20 protein-coding genes and 1 other annotated feature are annotated in these 22,023 nt (G+C 39.1%); of the genes, 1 reads left to right on the top strand and 19 read right to left on the bottom strand.

The annotated features are described in order from the left end of the window. Nucleotides 1-34: 34 nt before the first annotated feature. The 13 genes from ADH02_RS07145 to rpsF all read right to left on the bottom strand — a co-directional run bounded on the left by ADH02_RS07145 (nucleotide 35) and on the right by rpsF (nucleotide 13,928). Nucleotides 35-1,246: a S1C family serine protease gene (locus ADH02_RS07145; RefSeq protein ID WP_048783719.1), complete on the bottom strand. Its 1,212-nt coding sequence runs from the start codon at nucleotides 1,244-1,246 to the stop codon at nucleotides 35-37. 107 nt (nucleotides 1,247-1,353) lie between these two features. Further along, a complete protein-coding gene (locus tag ADH02_RS07140) occupies nucleotides 1,354-2,157 on the bottom strand; it encodes an MBL fold metallo-hydrolase (RefSeq protein ID WP_048783718.1) in 804 nt (267 codons plus the stop codon). A gap of 13 nt (nucleotides 2,158-2,170) precedes the next feature. Next, the gene (locus tag ADH02_RS07135) at nucleotides 2,171-3,040 is read right to left on the bottom strand and encodes a two-component system regulatory protein YycI (RefSeq protein WP_048783716.1); all 870 of its coding nucleotides are present in this window, start codon (nucleotides 3,038-3,040) and stop codon (nucleotides 2,171-2,173) included. Further along, entirely contained in the window at nucleotides 3,030-4,388 is a 1,359-nt protein-coding gene (locus tag ADH02_RS07130) for a YycH family regulatory protein (protein ID WP_048783714.1), read from the bottom strand. The genes ADH02_RS07135 and ADH02_RS07130 overlap by 11 nt, the downstream gene beginning before the upstream one ends. Beyond that, a complete protein-coding gene (gene walK / locus ADH02_RS07125; protein ID WP_048783712.1) occupies nucleotides 4,378-6,234 on the bottom strand; it encodes a cell wall metabolism sensor histidine kinase WalK in 1,857 nt (618 codons plus the stop codon). Before walK ends, ADH02_RS07130 begins: the two co-directional genes overlap by 11 nt. 82 nt (nucleotides 6,235-6,316) lie before the next feature. Next, nucleotides 6,317-7,033 (bottom strand): response regulator YycF, encoded by a 717-nt coding sequence (gene yycF, locus ADH02_RS07120; protein WP_048783710.1) that lies wholly within the window; start codon nucleotides 7,031-7,033, stop codon nucleotides 6,317-6,319. 29 nt (nucleotides 7,034-7,062) lie between these two features. Beyond that, nucleotides 7,063-8,352 carry an adenylosuccinate synthase gene (locus ADH02_RS07115; RefSeq protein WP_048783705.1) on the bottom strand — a complete coding sequence of 430 codons (1,290 nt, stop codon included), beginning with the start codon at nucleotides 8,350-8,352 and terminating at the stop codon, nucleotides 7,063-7,065. Nucleotides 8,353-8,395: 43 nt separating this feature from the next. Beyond that, entirely contained in the window at nucleotides 8,396-9,781 is a 1,386-nt protein-coding gene (dnaB, locus tag ADH02_RS07110; RefSeq protein ID WP_048783703.1) for a replicative DNA helicase, read from the bottom strand. 197 nt (nucleotides 9,782-9,978) lie between these two features. Continuing rightward, nucleotides 9,979-10,431: a 50S ribosomal protein L9 gene (gene rplI, locus ADH02_RS07105; RefSeq protein WP_048783702.1), complete on the bottom strand. Its 453-nt coding sequence runs from the start codon at nucleotides 10,429-10,431 to the stop codon at nucleotides 9,979-9,981. Nucleotides 10,432-10,446: 15 nt separating this feature from the next. Further along, nucleotides 10,447-12,474 (bottom strand): DHH family phosphoesterase, encoded by a 2,028-nt coding sequence (locus ADH02_RS07100; RefSeq protein WP_048783700.1) that lies wholly within the window; start codon nucleotides 12,472-12,474, stop codon nucleotides 10,447-10,449. Nucleotides 12,475-12,819: 345 nt separating this feature from the next. Further along, nucleotides 12,820-13,062 carry a 30S ribosomal protein S18 gene (gene rpsR / locus ADH02_RS07095; RefSeq protein WP_048783699.1) on the bottom strand — a complete coding sequence of 81 codons (243 nt, stop codon included), beginning with the start codon at nucleotides 13,060-13,062 and terminating at the stop codon, nucleotides 12,820-12,822. Between the two features lie 22 nt (nucleotides 13,063-13,084). Further along, on the bottom strand, nucleotides 13,085-13,582 hold the full coding sequence (gene ssb / locus ADH02_RS07090; RefSeq protein WP_048713754.1) for a single-stranded DNA-binding protein: 498 nt from the start codon (nucleotides 13,580-13,582) through the stop codon (nucleotides 13,085-13,087). A 46-nt stretch (nucleotides 13,583-13,628) separates the two neighbouring features. Then, nucleotides 13,629-13,928: a 30S ribosomal protein S6 gene (rpsF, locus tag ADH02_RS07085; protein WP_048783697.1), complete on the bottom strand. Its 300-nt coding sequence runs from the start codon at nucleotides 13,926-13,928 to the stop codon at nucleotides 13,629-13,631. Between the two features lie 242 nt (nucleotides 13,929-14,170). On the opposite strand from rpsF, the gene ADH02_RS07080 reads away from it, so the two are divergent. Further along, nucleotides 14,171-14,461 (top strand): helix-turn-helix domain-containing protein, encoded by a 291-nt coding sequence (locus ADH02_RS07080; protein ID WP_048783695.1) that lies wholly within the window; start codon nucleotides 14,171-14,173, stop codon nucleotides 14,459-14,461. Nucleotides 14,462-14,527: 66 nt separating this feature from the next. Here the strand turns inward: ADH02_RS07080 and ADH02_RS07075 are convergent, their stop codons facing one another. The 6 genes from ADH02_RS07075 to ADH02_RS07050 form a co-directional block, all read right to left on the bottom strand. After that, nucleotides 14,528-15,667, bottom strand: coding sequence for a 5-methyltetrahydropteroyltriglutamate--homocysteine S-methyltransferase (locus ADH02_RS07075; RefSeq protein ID WP_048783693.1), 1,140 nt, complete (start codon nucleotides 15,665-15,667; stop codon nucleotides 14,528-14,530). Nucleotides 15,668-15,685: 18 nt separating this feature from the next. Further along, nucleotides 15,686-16,438: a cyclase family protein gene (locus ADH02_RS07070; protein WP_048783691.1), complete on the bottom strand. Its 753-nt coding sequence runs from the start codon at nucleotides 16,436-16,438 to the stop codon at nucleotides 15,686-15,688. Between the two features lie 87 nt (nucleotides 16,439-16,525). After that, nucleotides 16,526-17,656 (bottom strand): 5-methyltetrahydropteroyltriglutamate--homocysteine S-methyltransferase, encoded by a 1,131-nt coding sequence (locus ADH02_RS07065; protein WP_048783688.1) that lies wholly within the window; start codon nucleotides 17,654-17,656, stop codon nucleotides 16,526-16,528. A 46-nt stretch (nucleotides 17,657-17,702) separates the two neighbouring features. Then, nucleotides 17,703-18,839, bottom strand: a complete 1,137-nt coding sequence (locus ADH02_RS07060; RefSeq protein ID WP_048783686.1) for a 5-methyltetrahydropteroyltriglutamate--homocysteine S-methyltransferase — start codon at nucleotides 18,837-18,839, stop codon at nucleotides 17,703-17,705. A 44-nt stretch (nucleotides 18,840-18,883) separates the two neighbouring features. Further along, nucleotides 18,884-19,122, bottom strand: a binding site (T-box leader). Nucleotides 19,123-19,283: 161 nt separating this feature from the next. Next, complete coding sequence (locus tag ADH02_RS07055; RefSeq protein WP_048783684.1) at nucleotides 19,284-20,927, bottom strand: hypothetical protein; 1,644 nt, start codon at nucleotides 20,925-20,927, stop codon at nucleotides 19,284-19,286. Beyond that, nucleotides 20,917-21,660, bottom strand: coding sequence for an ABC transporter ATP-binding protein (locus tag ADH02_RS07050; protein ID WP_048783681.1), 744 nt, complete (start codon nucleotides 21,658-21,660; stop codon nucleotides 20,917-20,919). The genes ADH02_RS07055 and ADH02_RS07050 overlap by 11 nt, the downstream gene beginning before the upstream one ends. Nucleotides 21,661-22,023 lie beyond the last annotated feature (363 nt).

Raw genomic sequence — 22,023 nt, 5'->3', positions numbered from 1 at the left:
ACTACTTCGCTATCCGACTCCTTGTTCGTTATTGTTATAAACTTGGACTGTTCGTTTCTGTTAGAGAAATCGTTGTTGTTTGTTTTTGTCCATTTCTATAGTATGTTACTTCAAGCTTATCGCCAACTTTATGGCTGTAAAGAACTTTACGTAAGTTTTGAATACCTTCAATCTTTTGTCCATCCATTTCAACGATGACATCGTAGGCTTGTAGTCCCGCAGCTTTTGCACTACCTTTCGCCATGACTTCTGCAATAACGACTCCGTTCTTCACATCTCGTGGTAAATTCAATTGCTCGATTACTCGTTCATTCACACTTGATAAGTTTACCATTGAAATTCCAAGAGCTGGACGTGTAATTTTCCCGTCCGTTTCGAGTTGTTTAATAATCGAAACAACTTCGTTACTTGGAATTGCAAATCCCATCCCTTCAACAGACGACTTAGAAATCTTCATTGAGTTGATTCCGATGACTTGGCCAGCGCTATTAATTAACGCACCACCTGAGTTCCCTGGGTTAATCGCTGCATCTGTTTGAATAGCCGTTACGACCCAGTCTTCTTGTCCATCACCATCAACGTCTGTGGCAACAGCACGGTTAGTTGCTGACACGATTCCTTGCGTTACACTTGTTGCGAATTCACTTCCAAGAGGAGAACCAATCGCAATCGCGGTTTGCCCAACTTCAACCTCATCAGAATTTGCAAATTCAGCGACAGTTGAAACATTTGTATTAGCAATACGAATCACCGCTAAGTCTGTCCATTGGTCACTACCAACAAGCTCAGCTTTCTCACGTGTCCCGTCTGCTAAAAGAACTTCTAACTCTTGTGATTTCGCAATAACGTGATAGTTCGTCACGATATAGGCATATCCACCCTCATTTTTATAAATGACCCCACTACCTTCAGACGCAGTAGCTAATTCTCCTCCGGTTTGTTGTGTGCCGTATAAGTTATTTCTTGAAGTTGATTGTTTGTTAATCACTGAAACAACCGCGTTCTTTACTTCAGCAACCACTTTAGTGATTTCTGTTCCACCTTTTGTGGCTGTGGATGTTTTTGTTGTTTCCACTTGTGTTTGTGAGGGCTGTGTAGCAGGTGTTTTTGCTTGGTTTGCTGGATTTGTTACGGCCATAATTCCAACTCCTCCGGCAACAGCGACTGCTCCTCCCAATAATCCGCCGATAAAGCCATTTTTAAAAGCTTTCGATGATTTTTTTCTTTGTAATTGTTCTTGTGACATCTGCTCACTCCTCTCGTTTGTAAATATACAATAATTTTTTCATGTGAAATTTATATGAAATAAAGCTTATAGAGTACTTAAAAAACTCTTTCAAACTTGCTAAGTTTTTAAACAGTAAATAACTTTGTAGGTTCATACGGATCCGTATGATAGAGCTCGAACGCCTGATGAACGCCTTTGCCATGCGTTTGGAAGATGCTTTCGGCTGTTTGATAGGCAATTTCCTTCATATTATTATCTTGACTTAAGTGTCCTAGATAAATTCGTTTCGTGCGGTCACCCATCATTTCACACATCGCAAGCGCGCCATCATCATTCGATAAGTGACCCTTGTCGCTTAAGATACGTTGTTTCAAATGCCAAGCATATGGTCCCATTCGAAGCATCTCTAAATCATGATTACTTTCGATGAGGTACGCATCAGCATTTTTCAACAAGCCTCTTAACTTATCGCTCACATAACCCGTGTCTGTCAGCATCACGAACTGCTTGCCTTCACGTTGGAAACTATAAAATTGAGGAGCTGCCGCATCATGCGATACCGCAAAACTCATAACATCTAAGTCTCCAAACGTAAGCGTGTCTCCAGTATTGAAGATTTCCTGTTGTTCGAGAGCGACTTTCCCAATCTTTCCAGCCATGGCTTGCCATGTTTTTTCATTGGCATAGATTGGAATCCCGTACTTACGAGCGATAACCCCAATCCCTTTAATGTGGTCAGAATGTTCGTGGGTAACGAGAATGGCATCCACATCTGAAATGGAGCGATCAATCTTCTCCATTTGCGCAGTAATGGCTTTACCAGTGAGTCCACAGTCCACTAATATTTTTTGTTTTGGCGTTTCGATGTAAGTAGCATTTCCCGAGCTACCACTCGCGAGTAAACTCACTTTCAAACCTTGTTCTTGCATGTTTTATCCCTTCTTATTGTTGTTGTACACTTTGCGTTGTTGTTGTATTACTTGTTGTTGTACGCTGTGTTTGCGTATTTGTTGTTTCTAGCGTTTCATTGGCTAGAACCGTTCCATGGATGGCATCCACACGACGGGCGATTAACTGTCCATCCGATTGACGTATTTCAATATACCACGCCGGTGAGTAAATTGAAAAATCTTTCAGCACTAGCGATTGATAATAAGATAATTTCACCGATTGAACAGTTGCCTTCGATGAAATTCGTCCTGCTAAGTAGAGAATCTCAACCGCTTTTTGAGCCGTAATCAATTCACGTTCTTTCCCAAGTACTTGCACGCTTCCAGCATAAGTCTGTTCGTAGCTCACGACTTGGTCATTAGCATTAATCGTGAAAATAATCTGGCTCGAACCATCCATAATCGTTAGCTTGTCGGCTTTTTGCGTATAGACTACTTTACGGGTTGTCGGATTATAGGACGACCACGTGTATTGATTTCCGAAAGCTACTTGATTATTTTCGACTATTTTGGTTAAATCCGCAAAACTATCCGCAGATACAGATCCGCTTAAGTCTAATTGAATTGGCGTCACAAATTGGCCATTAATTATATTTTTATCTAACGTTACAACTTGATTTGGTAAACTAGACAATTTGCCATCTGTAGATTGCGGTGTCACTTGAATAATTGGGACAGATTCTACTGTCGCATTCAGCGTTGGTAATGTAATTCCATCTTGCTTCATTTGGTCGATGACGTTAATACTTGTATTCAACGGATTTTTCACATCAGATCGTTTTTGCCATACTAATCCGAATAGGAATAAATCGAGGATAAAGAAGCAGACGATGAGGACGACTGCACTTCTCTTAAAATCCATCTGCGTCACCTCCCGTTGTTTGCGGTCCATTGACTGATTCTGTCTGATGCTTCTCTGCTTTTAGTTCAGCAAGCGTCTTCCAGGTTCCATTCTTTTTAATGTACCACGTTGGCGTAAATTCAACGATTTGCACACTTTCGCTACTAATCGTCCATGAATAGCCGATTCGAATATCTTCAATCTCATTCATGACGAAGCCTTCGTTCAACATTTCAGTGACGATCGTCTTCCCACCAACAACCGTTACCTTCTTACTTTTCGTTGGTAAAGGTGTTTGTGCGATTAGCGATGAGGTTCTCATTTTTTCGATGCCATTCGTGTTGGCTTTAATTTGCGTAAATCCTTCTTTTCCGCTCGATAAGATAGGATACGAATCGACATAACGGACAAAATCGACAATATTATTGTTTAAATCCACTGAGAATAGACTCACACCTAATTGCCAACCACCAAGACGTTTCATCTGATTGAAAGTTTGCGTTAAGTTATTCGTATACATTAGCGTTTCTTCTCCTGAACGGTTTTCGAAGAAGGTTACCACATTCGTTGTACGGTCCAATTTCAATTGCGACAAGTTATCATTGTACACAACCGTCTTTCCGTCTCCACGTGTACGAATTTCTGATTGGTTACTAAACAATTGAGTAATGTAGAAACTCATCGGAATTTGTTCGATTAAGTAGGCCGATTGTTCCACCTTCAAGTTATCTTGTTCGACAAAGAATTGTTTTGTCTTTCCACGATACGATTCGACTTCATAGAAGTCACTATCCGCATATAATGCTTCAAGTTCTGTTTTTAGACTCTCATCAATTTTTGCACTGAAGAGTTGCTTATTCTCATCGTTAACGAAGTATGCTGTATGAGGATCGTCGGTACGAATCACAATTCGTGAGAAACGCTCATTACTTAGGTCCTCATTATTTGCATCGAAGTAGCGACTCACAATGCCAAACGAATGTAATCCATCAAATAGAATTTCAATGCCCGCTTCTCGAAGAACGAGATTTTCATAAGTAGTCTCATCCATCGTTTCCAGACGCGTTAAATTCGTAAATCGTTTATTTAAATGACTGTTCACTTCTTTCATAATTGAAGCGCTACTTGTCATTTCGTATTTGTTTTTATTCGTTAATACTAAACGAGTGGGTCTAAAGACATCCTCCATCGAATAGGTTGCACGAACTTTTACACCTGTATCTTGTTGTGTGGCTACATTGTTGTTATTTTTCTTTTGATTCGTAAAGAAATCAACCGGACGTACTACGATGAGATACGTAAACACAAAGCTAATGGCCATTAATACAAAGAGCGCCGTTAGCATTGCTCGATAACGTTTAAAATTCATCCCATTCACCGTCCTCTTCAAATGGAACATATGGTAGAGAAACAAAGAAGGTTGATCCTTTGTTTTCAATACTGTTCACCCAAATTTTTCCACCGTGTAATTGAACGACTTCTTTCGCGATAGCCAGTCCAAGACCACTACCACCCATTGCTCTGGAACGAGCCTTATCCACACGGTAGAAACGGTCGAATAAGTGTGGAATATCCTTACGTGGAATCCCCAACCCTTCGTCGCTTACACTCACGATTAAATCGGTATGAGTTTCCATCAGACGAATGATAATACGACCCCCGTCTGGAGAATATTTAATCGCATTATTGATAATATTATCCAGCACTTGGGTAATTTTATCTTGGTCAATTTCTACCCATAAATCTCGTTGTGTGATATCCGTTAAAATACGATAATTCTTTTCACGATATTGGTCACTCGAAAGCACCATATCGAAACGGTTGGCAATATGTTTTACCAACTCATTCATATTCACGAATTCCTTATCGAGCTCGAGACGGTTTTGGTCCATACGCGATAAGTTGAGTAAGTCCGTGATCATACGCATCATACGGTCCGTTTCAGTTTCGATAACATGTAAGAATTCTGGCGCAATTTCTTTATTTTCCCATGCCCCATCCACTAACGCTTCTGTATAACTCTTAATACTTGTTAGTGGGGTACGTAATTCGTGGGAAACGTTCGATACGAAATTACGACGTTCGCGGTCGATTTTCTCTTGTTCAGTAACGTCTGTTAATACGCAGACAAGACCGCTAATAAATCCAGATTCACGCTGGATGACTGAGAACTCACATTGCACGATGGTATCTTCGCCATCTTCTTCAAACGTAATCATACGTTCTTCTTGAGACTCAAGTAAATCCCTAAACGTAACAGTACGGTCGAGTCTTAATACATCTAATAGTGGTGTCCCGACAATTCGTTCGCTACGTAAGTTTAGAATATCTAACGCAGCCGCATTGATAATCACAATACGTCCACGACGGTCGGTCGCAATTACCCCGTCACTCATATGACGTAGGACACTATCCAACCTTTGCCGCTCCGCTTCGGTTCCTTCTTGTGCTTCTTTAATCTTCACAGAGAGGTCGTTAATGGCTTGCCCTAATTGACCAAGCTCGTCATCCCCGTAAATCATCACTTCACCCGTATAGTTTCCTTCAGCGATCTGCTCAGTTTGTTGCTTCATCTCTGCGATTGGACGCGTAATCCCTTGTGAAATCATCACGGTAATCACAATCGCCAAAATAATGACAAAGATAGAAGAACTAATAAAGATAACCCCGATATCTTTGACTTGCGTATAACGCGATTCAATATTCGATGTTACCGAAATAATCCCAACCGGATTTCCTGAAGCAGTACTCACTGGGTCAATCGGTGAAACGTATTTCCAATAACGCGTTTCGCCTTCCGTGAAGTTATAGCTTTGCACGGTATTCGACACAACGACTTGTTGAACGTCCGCTTCTGTTGAACGCGTTCCTACAACAGATTGTTGCGTTTGGTTGGTTGTTCCCAAAATATATCCTTGCATGTCCATGATGCGAATTTCGACAATACTATTCCCTGTTGGATAATCTTGTAGTAATTGCGAAATTTCAGACATCTTCGCTTCATCGGTCGCATCTTTTGCCAAAATCGGCTGCACGTTATTCTTCAAGAACCCTACTTGCAGTTGGATTTGTTCTTGGAAGTTGGAAATCATTTGCGACTCTAGTTGCGTTAAGAAGTTCGCGACAATGAGTTGCAGCGAGATGACTAAGAGCAAGATGAACAGCATCGGAATCTTAAATTGAATGGAACGAAAGAATCGTTTCATTTTCTTCATGAGTCATTTTCCCCTCTACTTTTTAGAAAAATACGCTTTTCTTGCCGGTAGATCAGGTGGCAAGGAAAAGCGCATTTCAATCTTAAGCTTCTTTTTCTTGATCTGGGGTCTTAATGTAGTAACCTACCCCACGACGAGTCATAATCCATGTTGGGTGACTCGGTGTATCTTCGATTTTTTCACGTAAGCGACGTACCGTAACGTCCACTGTACGCACATCTCCGAAGTAATCATATCCCCATACCGTTTGCAATAGGTGCTCACGTGTGATGACTTGTCCGATATGTTTTGCTAAGTAATGAAGTAATTCAAACTCACGGTGCGTTAATTCGATTTCTTCGCCACGTTTTGAAACCACATAAGCATCTTCATGGATAATGAGTGAGCCTAATACGATTTCGTTAGCTGTTTTTTCTTCTTCGGCTTCTGCTGGAGCTAATTGTTGACGACGTAAGTTTGCTTTCACACGCGCGATTAACTCACGGTTTGAGAAAGGTTTTGTCACATAGTCATCGGCTCCAAGTTCTAACCCTAAAACTTTATCGATTTCAGAGTCTTTTGCTGTCACCATGATAATTGGGACATTGCTTGTTTTACGGATTTCACGGCACACTTCTAAGCCATCAATTTTCGGTAACATTAAGTCTAAAATAACTAAATCTGGATTTTTTTCATTGAAAGCCACCAGACCCTCTTCACCGTCAAAGGCTGTTATTACTTCAAAGCCCTCTTTTGTAAGACTAAACTTGACGATGTCTGAGATTGGCTTCTCATCATCTACAACTAGGATTTTTTTCATATAAATCCTCCTTTACTCTATTACTTTTTTTATGCCCAAACACTTTCTAAAATGTTGGTTTGTTCTCTATCTGGTCCTACGCTGAATGTAGAAATACGTACGCCGACTAATTCTGAAATACGGCGAACATAGTTACGTGTATTTTCAGGAAGCTCTTCAAGTGAACGGCATCCTGTAATGTCTTCGTTCCAACCTGGTAATTCTTCATACACAGGTTCGCATTGTGCTAGTTCTACTAGGCTTGCTGGGTAGTGAGAAATTTCTTCTCCATTTGGTTTACGGTAAGCCACACAGATTTTCACTGTTTCTAAACCAGTTAATACGTCAATACTGTTTAAGCTTAAGTTTGTAATACCTGATACACGTTTAGAGTGGCGCATTACAACGCTATCGAACCAACCAACACGTCTTGGACGTCCAGTTGTTGTACCGTATTCACGTCCGACTTCACGAATACGTGAGCCGATTTCATCGAATAATTCTGTTGGGAAAGGTCCATCCCCTACACGAGAAGTGTACGCTTTACATACCCCAACGACTTTATCAATTTTTGAAGGTCCAACACCGCTACCGATAGTAACCCCACCAGCAACTGGGTTAGAAGAAGTTACGAATGGATATGTTCCTTGGTCGATATCCAACATAACACCTTGGGCACCTTCGAATAATACGCGTTTGCCATTGTCTAGTGCGTCATTTAAAATCACAGAAGTGTCGCAAACGTATTTCTTCATTTGTTGACCATATTCGTAGTACTCTTCGAAAATGTCATCAAACTCGATTGGTTCTGCATCGTACATCTTAGTAAAGAGACGATTCTTTTCAGCTAAGTTGATTCTTAGACGTTCCGCAAATACTTCACGGTCTAGTAAATCTGCCACACGAATCCCAACACGCGCTGCTTTATCCATGTAGCAAGGTCCAATCCCTTTATTCGTTGTTCCAATTTTGTTGTCGCCTTTAGCTTCTTCTTGTAATTGGTCTAAACGAATGTGGTATGGCAAGATGACATGCGCACGGTCTGAAATACGTAAGTTATCAGTAGTCACATTTCTTTCGTGTAAATACGCAAGTTCTGTGATTAGAGATTTTGGATTCAATACAACCCCATTCCCGATCACGCTGATTTTTTCTGGTGAAAAAATCCCTGATGGAATTAAGTGAAGTTTATAAGTCACTCCATTGAATTGAATCGTATGTCCTGCATTGTCTCCCCCTTGATAGCGGGCAATGACTTCTGCGTTTTCACTAAGGAAGTCTGTAATTTTTCCTTTACCTTCGTCTCCCCATTGTGTTCCTACTACTACTACTGATGACATTTGACGCACCTCTTCTTTGTATTATTCATTTAAATGTCTGTGATTAGGCCATTGGAGCGTTTTGCTCGACTCCATCCGGCACAAGATTTGTAAATTTATTAAATTCTTTCATGAAGTTCAATTCAACCGTTCCACGAGGACCGCTACGGTTTTTCTCGATAATGACTTCAATGGTACTATTTGGTTCCACTTCTGGCACATGTCCATTCTCATCTGGCTCTTGACGATAGTAATCATCACGATATAAGAATGCTACGATATCGGCATCCTGCTCGATAGATCCAGATTCACGAATATCTGACATGATTGGTCGTTTATCTTGACGTTGTTCCACACCACGCGATAATTGCGAAAGTGCGATAACGGGAACTTTTAATTCCTTCGCTAATTTCTTTAAGTTACGAGAGATTTCAGAAACCTCTTGTTGACGACTCTCTTTTCCGTTTCCTTCAATCAACTGCAAGTAGTCGATGACGATTAATCCAAGATTATTACGCTCTTGTTTTAAGCGACGACATTTTGCACGGATCTCAGCAACACGAATCCCTGGAGTATCATCAATAAAAATTGGTGCTTCAGATAATGCTCCGGTCGCAACGAAATATTGTGTATATTCTTCAGGCGTTAACTTACCTGTCTTCAAATGCCCTGCGTTAATGCTGGCATGAGAGCAGATAATACGCTCTACTAGGGACTCAGCACCCATTTCAAGACTGAAGATGGCTACCGTTTCGTTCAGGTTCACGGCAACGTTCTTTGCAATATTCAATACAAAGGCCGTTTTACCAACAGATGGACGAGCCGCTAAGATGATTAACTCATCCGCATGTAGCCCTGACGTCATTCTGTCTAAACCGATATATCCTGTCGCTATCCCTGTAACTTCACCATTGTTTTTTGCACGCTCTTCTAAGCTTTCATAAGCGGTACGAAGAACTGAGCTAATTGGAATGAAGCCAGCCTTATTACGTCCTTCCGATACTGAAAGAATATCCTTCTCAGCATTATCCAAGACGTTAGCAATCGGTTCATCCTCTTGGTAAGCATTTTTTACAATATTTGTCGAAGTTTTAATTAATTTACGGCGCGTAGATTTTTCTAAAACGATTTGTGTATAGTACTCTACGTTGGCTGCTGTTGGCACTTTATCAAGAAGTTCGATTAACGTTACTTCTCCACCAATATTCTCCATTTGATTCTTTTGTCTTAAAATCTCTGAAACGGTGATTGCGTCAATATCGATATTTTTTTGATTTAATTCAATCATTGCCGCAAAAATTAATTGATGAGAAACACGATAAAAATCTTCCGGTGTCAAAAATTCCATAACCGAAATAATCGAGTCACTTGCAAGAAGAATAGACCCAAGAACGGCTTCTTCTGCCTCAATATTTTGTGGTGGAACTAAATTTGGATATAGTTCTTCCATTCAAACACCCTTTCTACTAAAAATAACCATAAAAATACAGTTTCATTGTATCATAAAACGCTGTAATAAAACAGAAGATTGAGTCTTTTCTAGCATGGAAACTGGAATGTTTGTTTGCGACTTTGTGAATTGTATCACATGTTTATGTTCAAAAGAAATAGGATTCTCCACAACGGGAAAATCCTTAGTAATTCTTATTATTGAGCAACGATATTCACAGTCATAATCGCTGATACATCATGGTGTAATTTAACAGGAACTCGAGTGTATCCTAACGCACGAATTGGTGCTGCTAATTCGAATTTACGACGATCTAATTCAACATTGAATTTCTTGTTGAATTCTTCAGCGATTTGTTTCGCTGGTATAGCTCCGAATAGACGGCCATCTTCCCCTGCTTTTGCTTTAATCGTTACGACTGTATCTTCACGTTCTAAGAACTCTTTAATTTCTTCGGCTTTTGCTAATAATTCAGCATTATGTTTTTCTTCCGCTTTCTTTTGACCTGATAAAGTCGCTAAGTTTGCGGCATTTGCTTCTTTGGCTAAACCATTTTTGATTAGGAAGTTTTGTGCGTATCCATCTGCAACGTTTTTAACGTCACCTTTTTTTCCTTTACCTTTTACATCTTTCAAGAAAATTACTTTCATGTTTCTTCCTCCTAATTATAAGTTAATTTCACTACCAATTTCTTCAATCACTTGAATTAATTGGCGGATTGCTTCTTCAATCGTGATATCGGATAACTGAGTTGCAGCATTTGATAAATGTCCGCCGCCACCCATTTTTTCCATCACGCGTTGTACGTTTTTATTTCCTAAACTACGGGCACTAATTCCAACACGACCGTCATTACGTTTTGTAACAACAAATGAAGCATCGATATTTTCCATCGACAACATCATATCGGCCGTTTGTGCAGCCACGACAGTCGGATATACGGTATTTTCTTCACCGTGAACAATTCCGACATTATTAGGAAGCATTTCGAGCGAGTTCAGTAGATGTGAACGCATTAAGTACGTATCTACATTTTCTTTTAATAAGCGTTGGATCAGAATTGTATCCGCACCAACAGATTTCAGGTAGCTAGCCGTATCAAAGGTACGAGACCCTGTACGAAGCGTGAAATTACGCGTATCTACAATAATACCAGCAAGTAAGGTTGTTGCTTCGATTGGCTGAAGTTTCTCAGCATCTTCAGATTGATATTCTAGCAACTCTGTAATCAATTCACCGACAGATGAAGCATACGGTTCAATATAAACCAAGTCAGGATTTTCAGGGAATTCCTCTCCACGACGGTGATGGTCGATAATGACTAATTTATTGGCCTTTTTAACAATCGATGGGGCAGCGCATAGAGAAGGCTTGCTTACATCGACAATAATCACTAATGTATTTTCAGTCATTAAGGCTTCTGCCATTTCTGGATTTACGATAGAAGAGTAGAGGCGTTCATTATCTTTGATCACTTCCATCAATTTCTTGATATCATGCGAATATTGCTCTGGATTTGTGACAGTCCATGAGGTTTTACCGTGCATTTTAGCAATTCTTCGAATACCTAAACATCCACCAATACAGTCCATATCTGGATATTGATGTCCCATCACCATTACTTGATCCGCTTCTGCAATAAGGTTTTCTAATGCTTGAGAAACCATGCGAGAACGCACTCTTGTACGTTTCTCTAACGGGTTGCTCTTACCACCGTAGAAGCGTGTTTCTTCGTTTTTAGAACGGACAACGACTTGGTCACCGCCTCGTCCTAAGGCTAAATCAAGGTTATCTTGCGCAAATTTAGCAATTGCACCATAATCCATCTCTTCTTGAGTATCATCCGCATATGAGAACCCCATACTTACGGTTAGTGGGGTATTTTGTTGAGCAGTTGTCTCACGAACACGGTCAATAATCTCAAATTTTGTTTTTTCAAGACTTGAAAGGATCTTTTTATCTAAAAAAGCGACAAATCGATCTGAACTAACACGTTTTAAATAGATATTATTATGATTTGCCCAGCTTATAAGCTGATTCGTTACGAAGTTATTCAAGTTAGACTTCTTACGGTCGCTTAACGATTGAGAAACTTCTGCAAAGTTATCAACGAATATTTGTCCAAATACCGGTCTTTCATCTAAATAAGTCTCTTTAATTAACGCATATTCCGTAATATCCATCATATAGAGCATTCCAATATCGTTATGGTAGACTATTTGGAAGTATTTATCTTTCCAATGCACCACATTATCCTTCTCATCATCAAGATTTCTAACGATATTCGCTAAATCTGGATCGATAACTTCAAGTTTGAACCCTAATAATTCTTTGCGTTTAAAATACTTTTGTAAATAAGGGTTAATCCATTGAATTTCACCATTATCATCTAGTAAAAGCATACCAATCGGCATCTTAATGGAGGCATCTTGCGAACCTTTATTGATTTTGTACGATAGATTCGTTACATAATGATTTGTTTCTTGAATAATGTAATTTGCGAACGAATAGAGGAGTGTTCCTAATAAAATAACAAATAAAGTAAGGATAAGTCCCATCCATATATTCATTACGTATGCCACAATCAGCATACAGAGAATGATGGCTATAAATGAGAATCCGTATTTTTTCATTGTTTCACTTTTAAGAAATGTCGGTAAAGCCTTAATACGTTCTTTTAGGCTTTTCTTCATTCTTGCACCTTCTTTCTATATACCTTATTTTACCACAGTTTTGGTCCCTCGTCAGTTCTCTAAAATTGTTTCACGTGAAACAATTTAACGTCAGGGTAGAGTACAAATGTTTCACGTGAAACATTTTAAAGGTTTATTTTTCACTCGAATGTTTCACGTGAAACATTCAATTTTATGTATCCAAATATATAACAGATAAAATGACACTCCGTAATCTAAATAATGAATAGTCAGTAATCTGTTATTTGTGTTTTCTCTAAAAAGGTAATAGGTACTATATAAAAAGAGTAATTGAATAAAACAAAAAAGGATTGAGAAATTCTCAATCCTTTTATTCATTTATTATTAGTCAACTGTTGTGAATGGTAATAATCCCATGATACGAGCACGTTTGATTGCAACAGTTAAAGTACGTTGGTGTTTAGCACAAGTACCTGTTACACGACGTGGTAAGATTTTACCTTTTTCAGAAATGTAACGTTTTAATAAATCTACATCTTTGTAATCAATGTAGTCGATGTGGTTTGCACAGAAGTAGCAAACTTTTTTACGACGGCGTTGACCGCCACCTCTACGTTGTTGAGCCATTATGGTATCCTCCTTTTAAACTTTAGAATGGTAAATCATCATCTGAAATGTTGATTGTCTCTCCATTGCTTAAGAATGGGTCAGACATTCCACCACCGAATGATGAAGTAGGAGTATTAAACTGATTAAAGTTATTTGATTGATTTTGTTGGAATCCGCCTTGTGAGCTTTGATCGTTAGCAGGGCGTTGTTCAGTAACGTTACGTGATTCTAACAATGAGAAGTTCTCAGCTAGCACTTCAGTTACATAAACTTTTTGGCCTTGTTGGTTATCATAGCTACGAGTTTGAATACGTCCTTCAATTCCTACTAGTGAGCCTTTACGAGTGAAATTCGCAAAGTTTTCTGCAGCTTTACGCCACATTACGCAATTGATAAAGTCTGTTTCACGTTCACCGTTTTGGTTTTGGTAACGACGATCAATTGCAACAGTGAAGCTCGCATAAGCAGTTCCGTTTGAAGTATAACGTAAATCAACGGCACGTGTTAAGCGTCCAACTAATACAACATTATTAATCATTTAATTCTTACTCCTTTCAAGATTTATGTTTACTTATAATAAACAATTATGCTTCTAATTTAACGATCATGTGACGTAAGATGTCATTGTTGATTTTCGCTAAACGGTCGAATTCATCGATTGCAGTAGCATCTTCAGCAGTGATGTTCACTAAGTGATAGATACCTTCTTGGAAATCTTTAATTTCGTATGCAAAACGACGTTTCGCCCAGTCTTTTGATTCAACAACAACTGCACCGTTGTCTGTTAAAACAGCATCAAATCTTGCAACCAATTCAGCTTTAGCAGCTTCATCGATGTTTGGACGGATAATATATAAAATCTCGTATTTTGATGTTTGACTCATTGACTGTCACCTCCTTATGGACTTTTGGCCTACTGAATTTTCAGCAAGCAAGGAGAGTATCATTTCTAATACTCACGTTCAATCATTATAGCAAACAAAGCTATAGAATGCAACAGAAATCCGCGCTGCAGAGGTGCTCAGGAAAATTTGTGAGTAGGAAAAAAAGTGTCGATATATCATATCTGATATGTAGTATATATGTTACAATTGGCTTATAAAGGAATTAGGGGGAGAAAGAGAAAATGGTGGATTATTTAAAGCGGCTTTTTGACCGTCTTGACGGGAAATATGAGACTTTTAGGGATGATTTTGAAGCAGAATATTTTCTTCAGAAAAATGCTTTAGCGATGATCAGACTTCGGAGGGACTCTGGACTGACGCAAACAGAATTCGCTAGAAACGCCGGTATGACGCAAGGAAATCTCTCTCGGCTCGAAAAAGCAAATTATAATCCGACGCTCGCACATCTTCAAAAAATTGCGAGTAAAAATGGGTATGATTTAGAGATTCGTTTTAAGAAAAAGAAGCGATAAATGCGATGAAATCAACAAAAATAGCTCCTACAGACAAAAACTGTAGGAGCTATTATTTTTTTAATTTTATCCCCAAACTTCATGAACGATTTCGTCGATGAGTTTTAATTTATCCCATTGCGCTTCAATCGTTAAGATATTACCTTCTTCTGTAGAAGAGAATCCACATTGAGGGCTGAGGCATAGTTGTTCAAGAGAAACGTACTGACTTGCTTCTTTAATACGAGCAATGACTTCATCTTTATCTTCTAGGTCCCCTGATTTAGACGTAATCAAACCAAGAACGACTTTTTGGTCTTTAATATAGCGAAGAGGAGTAAAGTCTCCAGCGCGGTCACTATCATATTCCAAGAAGAATCCATCCACACGGCAATGACCGAATAGCGTCTTCGCAACTGGTTCATAACCACCGCTTGAGAACCATGTTGAGCGGAAGTTTCCACGGCAAATATGCATGTTCACCACTAAATCTTCTGGTTTCCATTCAATCACACGGTTAATCACATCCACATAGTCTCGAGCGATTTTTTCAAGGTCAAATCCACGCGCTTCGTACGCTTCACGTTTGTCTAACGCACAGAACTCACCCCAGCTAGTGTCATCTAATTGAATATTGCGGCATCCTAAGTCGTAGAAGCATTGCAACGCCTTACGGTATGCTTCGACCACATCATCATAGAAGAGGGCCTCATTGTCTTTATAGCGCTCAATTGGCACATAGTTTTTCTCACGAACTTGCGTAATCAAATGCAACATACTTGGTGAAGGAATTGTTAGTTTTACCGGTGTATCACCAGCGTGCTCTTTTAAGAATTTGAAGTGTTTTACGAATGGATGGTTTTCTGAAAAATCTACTTTACCAACGATACGTAATGTTTTTGGCTTCACATCCTTATCTTTGAATTGAACAGAGAAGTGGTCTACTTCGACAAGTTCAACCCCATCTAAGTTTTCTAAGAAATCTAAGTGCCAGAATGCACGACGGAATTCACCATCAGTGACAGATTTGAGGCCGAGTTCTTTTTCTTTCTCGATTAAAGCAACGATTTCTTCGTTTTCAACGCGTTCGAGTTCTTCGGCAGTGATTTCTCCGGCATTAAATTTCGCACGGGCTTCTTTAAGACGTTCTGGACGTAAGAAACTTCCTACGTGATCGAGTCTAAATGGTGCTTTTTGACAACAGCTACAGTTTTCGTGATTTGACATATGTTTTCCTCTTTTCGTTTATTCAGCTTCTGGTAAATACGCAATAGCGCGAACAGGTGACCCTGGAGTATGGTTCCAGTTAGGGTATGAGATTGAAATCACAGCACCTACTGCTGGAACTTGGTCAAGGTTCGCTAATACTTCCACTTGGAAGATATCTTGGCTTAATAAGTAATATTCGTTTGTTAAACCATGTGCAGCAGCGTGAACGCCTGAGTCTGTATCTAATGTTTCGTGACCTACAGCTTTCACATGACGTTCGTGAATTAAGAATTCAAGCGCATCTTTTGCCCAACCTGGTGTATGTTGCACGTCGTTTTCGTCTAAATTACGAACCGCGTCTTGGTCTGGCCAGCGATGTGACCAGTCGCTACGGAATGCGACAAAGGCACCAGGCTGGATTTGTCCGTATTCTTCTTCGAATGCTAAAACGTCTGCTTTTGTTAATTCGAAGTTAGGATTTTTGGCTACTTCTTTTGAACGGTCGATGACGTAGAGTGGTAATAATAAATCTTTTAACTCGATTTCATCAAGGAAACGTCCGCCTTCATAGAAGTGGCAAGGTGGGTCGATATGTGTACCGTATTGTGTCACCACTGATAATTGTTGTACGTGGAATCCATCTTTTAATGTAAATAAATCTTTTTGTTCCAATGCTGGTAGAGCAGGGAAGTGAGGGCTATTCGCATCGATTTGATGGCTTAAGTTCACCCATTTTGCTTGTTTTAATGTTTTGAATGCTTGTTCTAATTGTTGTTGAAATGCTGTCATAATGACACTTCCTTTCTGAATAGGGGAAGGCTGTGGTTCAATAGTCATTCTCCCCACAGCCTTTTGATTTATTTTTTAGTGTGAGGCTTATTCTCCCCAAACCTCACGGGCGATTTCTGAAATCAATGCAATTTTCTTCCATTGATTTTCTTCTTTAATCACGTTTCCTTCTTCTGTTGAAGCAAATCCACATTGAGTACTTAAGTATAAGTTTTCAAGTGGCACATATTGGCTTGCTTCTTTAATACGAGCGATGACTTCATCTTTGTCTTCTAGGTCTGCAAATTTTGAAGTTAATAGACCAAGAACAACTTTCTTCTCGTTACCAACTTTTGCAAGAGGCTTGAAGTCGCCAGCACGGTCTGTATCGTATTCTAAGTAGTACGCATTTACGTGTTCGCCTGCTAATAATTCATCTTCTACTTTTTCGTATCCTCCTTGAGAAATCCAAGTAGAGTGGAAGTTTCCGCGGCAAACGTGTGTATTCACTGCTAAGTCTTTTGGTAATGCATCAATCACTGAGTTGTTCAATTGTAATGCACGACCTGCAAAGTCACGACGAACTTCTTCTAATGGACGGCTGTCGTTGAAACGTTTTGAAAAACCATCATCTGCTAAAGCGCCCCATGTACAGTCGTCAAATTGAATTGTGCGAAGTCCTTCGTTGTATAAGTCTGTAATGACATCCACATATGCGTTTTTAATCGCTTCGAAAAGCTCTTTTTCAGTTGGATAAACTGTTTTCCACGCTGCAATGTGTTCAGGTGTACGAATTAATTCGAAATAGAATTGTGATGGAGAAGGGATTGTGAATTTCACAATCACATCTTCGTCTTTCACCAAGTCACGTAAGAATTTGAAATGTTCTACGAATGGATGGCTATGACCATCGATTGGAGCTGTTAATGTTGCAGTATCGGCTTTTGTTTCGATACCATTAAATTTATAACCATGTTCACCAACTGTATGTTCCACACCATTGAATCCCCAGAAGAAGTCAAGGTGCCAATAAGCGCGGCGGAATTCTCCGTCTGTAACGCCTTTTAATCCAGCAGCGATTTGTTTTTTAACAAGTTCGCGGATTTCTTTATCTTCTACAGCTGTTAATTCTTCGCGTGTGATTTCGCCGTTTGCAAATTTTGCGCGTGCTTCTACTAAGTCTTTCGGACGTAAGAAACTTCCTACGTGGTCTACTCTAAATGGTGCATGTGTTGTCATAAATTTATTTCTCCAATCTATCTTCGAATTTCTTCTTGCGGGATGATTATTCTCCCCATACCTCACGAGCGATTTCGCTAATTAAGGCAATTTTCTTCCATTGATCTTCTTCTGTTAAAATATTTCCTTCTTCTGTTGATGCAAATCCACATTGTGTACTTAAGTATAAGTCTTCTAGTGGAACATATTGACTTGCTTCTTTAATACGAGCAATCACTTCATCTTTGTCTTCTAATTTTCCTGATTTAGAAGTTAAAAGTCCAAGAACGACTTTCTTACCATTGTTTACTTTTGCTAGTGGCTTGAAGTCTCCTGCGCGGTCTGTATCGTATTCTAAGTAGTACGCATGTACGTTTTCACCTTCGAATAACGCGTCGCTTACTGAATCGTAACCACCTGAACTTGCCCATGTTGAGTGGAAGTTACCACGGCATACGTGAGTGTTCACTGTTAAATCTTCTGGTAAATCTTCTAGAATTCCGTTGTTTAATTCTAAGAATTCACGTTTGTGTTCTCTTCTTAACTCTTCAGGTGTTAAATGACTTTCTTTTGAAATGATGTTTAAGAAGTTATCATCTACGATTACACCCCATGTACAGTCATCGATTTGTAAGAGACGGCAACCTGCATCATATAATTCTTTAATCACTTGTCTGTAAGCAGCAATGATATCTTTAAAGAGTTCTTCTTTTGAAGGGTATACTGAGAAAGTTTGCTCAATATGCTCTGCGTCACGAATCAATTCGAAGTAGAATTGCGCTGGAGCAGGGATTGTTTGTTTTACGATGAAATCTTCGTCTTCGAATTGTTTTAAGAATTTGAAGTGTTCTACGAATGGGTGATTTTCACCAGTGATTTTTCCAACGACATCTGCTGAGTCAGGTTTTGTAATTTCATCGTGGAATTGGTATCCAATTTTTGCTTGAGTGTGTTCTACTCCGTTCAATCCCCAGAAGAAATCTAAATGCCAGTATTGGCGACGGAATTCGCCGTCAGTGAATCCTTTTAATCCAGCTTTCTTTTGTTGTTCGACTAACTTTTCGATGGCTTTATCTTCGACGGCTGTTAATTCCTCGCGTGTAATTTCACCTTTTGCAAATTTTTCTTTTGCTTCTACTAATTCTTTTGGACGTAAGAAACTTCCTACGTGATCTACTCTAAATGGTGCTTGTAATTTTGACATTTGTCATTCCTCCTATAAATAAAAAATCCTCACAGTATCGCTACTGCAAGGACGAAATTTTCGTGTTACCACCTTGTTTTGTAGAATCCTCACGAATCCTACCTTACCGAGTACGCACACTGGGTGTTATACTCTACAGCTATAATGGGCTACCCATTTACGTCTAATGATTCGACGTAAAATCACTCCGAGGCCATCTTCAAAAACTCAATTTCATCTCTTCCCACCAACCGAGACTCTCTTAGCAAATCTTATTTTCTACTCACCTGTTCTTTGTGATGTCTGATTAACATGTTCTTAGGATAACAGAGAACAAACCGCATAGCAATAGGTTTTCTTATACCGTTTTTCTATCGATTGTTATAACTATTGGTTATATACTGTAAAAGACCTATGGAACAGGTTATAAAAAAGACTTAGAGACAAGCTCTAAGTCTTACATCATTATTCAGAATCGACTAATTCATGTAATTTTTTCTTATAGTAGAATGTTGCAAAAATCGATAAACCGAGAATCACGATAACGTACGCAATCGTAATGAACCAAACGAAGGTACGATTCCATTCCGGTAAATGTATTAATAAATAAATGGCTCCGAAGATAAATCCGAAGAGAACCACGACAAAAATCACTGACTTAAATCCGCTACGCATACGGTTTAAGAGTTCGATGACATTCGTCCACGTTGGGGTAAACAGCTTCAAGTCTCTCGCGTATCCCCAACGGCTAAGCCCTAGACTGATAATTCCCCATGAGAGAATGATGCCCAAGGTCATATAAATCGGTAAGCGAAGCACCGTACAAATAACCGTCATAAGAATGACTGGAATGATAGATTGAATCGCAAAGAGAATCCAGAATTTACGTTCTAAAAACTGGTGCATATCGAATGGAAGAACTTTTAGATAATAATAGTTTTCTCTCTCGAGTGAAATTCCGACCGCTGATAAGTTGTTTCCTCCAGTATTAAAGAATGCAATGAAGGTAATAAGCATCGCAAATGGTAAGAAGGTGTTTAGGTTTAGGAGGTTCATAAAACTAAATCCTGTCGGACCACCCGGAAAATTTAAAACTGCTGGAATTAAGAGGAGATATGGTAATATTCCCGCACTAATAATCGTTTGCGTTAATACCGAACCTTCCATTAATTGACGAAGCGTATAGCGAATCACGAATTTCGTTGAAAGCTTGCTGCCATCTAACTCCATTTGTTTCACACGTTCGATTTTTACTTTCGAAGACGATGTTTGCGAAACGGCTTGGTAGAAGTTTGGCAAGACAATGAACTTCACGAGTAGTAAAATCGCCACAAATACTAAAATCACGAATCCAATCATCGGATAAACACTCATATCGAATGGATCTAAAATCGCATTATAGAAGGCGAGTACTGGTTGAATGAAAGCTGGCATTTTTCCTGTTAATACAGTATTCACCATCGATTTTGACGCCATGAATTGATAACCAATAATGGCCCCAAGAGAAATCACGAAAACTAAAATATTCGCAATTACGGATTGATATTTTCTAAACAGTGGAATCTTCGCGAGGAAGAAGCAGAGTAGAAACATCAATAAGTAAACAATCGCACTAAGAATAAGCGCCCCTAATAAGGCAATCGGAATCGTGAGAAGGATGAAGCCTCCTGAAAAATACACGTGGATTCCAAATAACATCACGATTGGAAGTAATCCTTGCAATGTAGCCACTACAATCGAAAGGCTCTTCCCAAGTACAACCTCTAATTCCGTAAAGGCATAAGGTAAATACGATTCGAAGTCTTTACTTTCATAAAAGACATTGTAAATAGCTGGCAATGCTTGCGAAATTAAAATCATCAAGAATAAGAAAACCGTCGTTCCAAATTGAAGTGGAGGGTATGAACGTCCTAACATCGCTCCTGGAATTCCAAATAAAGCTCCAAACATCACCACAAATAGCAATTGTTGCGTCAATGTTTTCATAGCCACATTCACGGGTTTCGATGGATTTTTCGCTTGTTTCTTTCGATAATTTTGTAATTGTGCCGGTTGCGTCGCAAAAATTAAATTGGTCTTCACCAGCGTAAGAATTCGATTAAACCGCATGTGAATCCACTCCTTCTTGTCTACCGGCTAGTGATAAGTAGATTTCTTCAAGCGTGCTATCTGGTTGTTGGCCTTTCAACTCTTGAATCGTACCGTAGAAGAGTAGTTTTCCTTTTTTCAAAATTGCAATCTTATCGCAGAGTTGTTCTGCCACTTCTAAAACGTGTGTCGAGAAGAGAACGGTATTGCCTTTATCAGCATGTTCACGCATTAATTTCTTCAAGTCATAAGAAGCTTGTGGGTCAAGACCTGTCATTGGTTCATCGAGTACCCAAATTTCAGGGTCTGATAAAAGCGCGCCGATGACGAATACTTTTTGACGCATCCCGTGTGAGAACGAATCAATGACTTCATAGCGATGTCCTTCAAAATCAAATAATTCTAGTAAATAAGCAAGGCGACTTTCTACTTCGTCTAATGTCATACCATAAGAAGAAGCGACTAATTCCCAGAATTCATTAGCTGTTAAGCGTAAGAATAGGTCTGGACTATCAGCTACATAGCCAATTTTTTCTTTAATAGCTAGTCGATTGGATGACAATTCTTGTCCGTCCACAATAATTTCTCCGCTAGTTGGATGGATAACGCTCACGAGCGATTTGATGGTAGTTGATTTACCAGCCCCGTTATGTCCGATTAATCCAATAATTTTTCCACTTTCAATCGTTAAGTTGAGTCCATCTAAAGCGACGGTTTGATCATATACTTTTGATACATTACGAAATTCAATCATATTTATTCCTCCTTATGGATTATTTCACCCTTATTATACAGCTAATAATACTAAAAAATAGTACTTTTTTGCGTAAAAATAGGATTTTTTTGCTAAAAACTCTATCTAACATTTTAGGTGTATTTCTTTTTTTAAAGCGTAATAATTAGAAACTGAATAGTAAAAGCACTCATTAAGATTACGAAGAATCTTACGGATTCTATAATAGTGATAATAGGGGATAGCATTAAATACGAAAAAGCTGGAGTTAGGAATTTATTCCTTACTCCAGCTTTGAGGCTTTAAAGGCGAGAGACTTCGGCTCGAACCGGTGCCCTATTATCACTATTATGAAGATATCCGTAAGGATTCGTAGTAATCGAT

This window comes from Streptococcus sp. 263_SSPC (assembly GCF_001071995.1).
Classification (GTDB): Bacteria; Bacillota; Bacilli; order Lactobacillales; family Aerococcaceae; genus Granulicatella.
This window is presented reverse-complemented; position numbering and strand designations above follow the sequence as displayed.

Excerpts from the sequence above, each read along its gene's own strand:
- ADH02_RS07145 (WP_048783719.1), bottom strand. The coding sequence starts at position 1,246 with ATGTCACAAGAACAATTACAAAGAAAAAAATCATCGAAAGCTTTTAAA.
- ADH02_RS07140 (WP_048783718.1), bottom strand. The coding sequence starts at position 2,157 with ATGCAAGAACAAGGTTTGAAAGTGAGTTTACTCGCGAGTGGTAGCTCG.
- ADH02_RS07135 (WP_048783716.1), bottom strand. The coding sequence starts at position 3,040 with ATGGATTTTAAGAGAAGTGCAGTCGTCCTCATCGTCTGCTTCTTTATC.
- ADH02_RS07130 (WP_048783714.1), bottom strand. The coding sequence starts at position 4,388 with ATGAATTTTAAACGTTATCGAGCAATGCTAACGGCGCTCTTTGTATTA.
- walK (WP_048783712.1), bottom strand. The coding sequence starts at position 6,234 with ATGAAGAAAATGAAACGATTCTTTCGTTCCATTCAATTTAAGATTCCG.
- yycF (WP_048783710.1), bottom strand. The coding sequence starts at position 7,033 with ATGAAAAAAATCCTAGTTGTAGATGATGAGAAGCCAATCTCAGACATC.
- ADH02_RS07115 (WP_048783705.1), bottom strand. The coding sequence starts at position 8,352 with ATGTCATCAGTAGTAGTAGTAGGAACACAATGGGGAGACGAAGGTAAA.
- dnaB (WP_048783703.1), bottom strand. The coding sequence starts at position 9,781 with ATGGAAGAACTATATCCAAATTTAGTTCCACCACAAAATATTGAGGCA.
- rplI (WP_048783702.1), bottom strand. The coding sequence starts at position 10,431 with ATGAAAGTAATTTTCTTGAAAGATGTAAAAGGTAAAGGAAAAAAAGGT.
- ADH02_RS07100 (WP_048783700.1), bottom strand. The coding sequence starts at position 12,474 with ATGAAGAAAAGCCTAAAAGAACGTATTAAGGCTTTACCGACATTTCTT.
- rpsR (WP_048783699.1), bottom strand. The coding sequence starts at position 13,062 with ATGGCTCAACAACGTAGAGGTGGCGGTCAACGCCGTCGTAAAAAAGTT.
- ssb (WP_048713754.1), bottom strand. The coding sequence starts at position 13,582 with ATGATTAATAATGTTGTATTAGTTGGACGCTTAACACGTGCCGTTGAT.
- rpsF (WP_048783697.1), bottom strand. The coding sequence starts at position 13,928 with ATGAGTCAAACATCAAAATACGAGATTTTATATATTATCCGTCCAAAC.
- ADH02_RS07080 (WP_048783695.1), top strand. The coding sequence starts at position 14,171 with ATGGTGGATTATTTAAAGCGGCTTTTTGACCGTCTTGACGGGAAATAT.
- ADH02_RS07075 (WP_048783693.1), bottom strand. The coding sequence starts at position 15,667 with ATGTCAAATCACGAAAACTGTAGCTGTTGTCAAAAAGCACCATTTAGA.
- ADH02_RS07070 (WP_048783691.1), bottom strand. The coding sequence starts at position 16,438 with ATGACAGCATTTCAACAACAATTAGAACAAGCATTCAAAACATTAAAA.
- ADH02_RS07065 (WP_048783688.1), bottom strand. The coding sequence starts at position 17,656 with ATGACAACACATGCACCATTTAGAGTAGACCACGTAGGAAGTTTCTTA.
- ADH02_RS07060 (WP_048783686.1), bottom strand. The coding sequence starts at position 18,839 with ATGTCAAAATTACAAGCACCATTTAGAGTAGATCACGTAGGAAGTTTC.
- ADH02_RS07055 (WP_048783684.1), bottom strand. The coding sequence starts at position 20,927 with ATGCGGTTTAATCGAATTCTTACGCTGGTGAAGACCAATTTAATTTTT.
- ADH02_RS07050 (WP_048783681.1), bottom strand. The coding sequence starts at position 21,660 with ATGATTGAATTTCGTAATGTATCAAAAGTATATGATCAAACCGTCGCT.